Source organism: Staphylococcus gallinarum, assembly GCF_000875895.1.
Classification (GTDB): domain Bacteria; phylum Bacillota; class Bacilli; order Staphylococcales; family Staphylococcaceae; genus Staphylococcus; species Staphylococcus gallinarum.
Genome location: NZ_JXCF01000226.1, coordinates 1 through 241 on the forward strand (window position 1 = coordinate 1; position 241 = coordinate 241).

Annotated in this window: 1 protein-coding gene; it reads right to left on the bottom strand. The window is 21.2% G+C overall.

Annotated elements, in window-relative coordinates; genetic code table 11:
* Positions 1-10: 10 nt before the first annotated feature.
* Positions 11-241: hypothetical protein (locus SH09_RS17185; protein ID WP_235307558.1), on the bottom strand; the 231-nt coding region annotated here is incomplete at its 5' end.

The window sequence follows — 241 nt, forward strand, 5'->3', positions numbered from 1 at the left end:
CACACCCCTTTTAACGCTTAATTTGAATAATTTTTTCAGAATGATCACTAACTAGATTTGCTAATATTTTTCCTTTATAAAAAACATTATATTTTATAGTATAAATTAAAAATAAAAAGGTGTTTTCATTAGATTTCTGTTTTTTAAATTTATTAGCTATTCTTATTTTTTTGGGTAAATGTTTCCCGTTATAAAGTTTATTCTGTATTGTTCTTTTTAATATTCTAAACAAACAGAGATA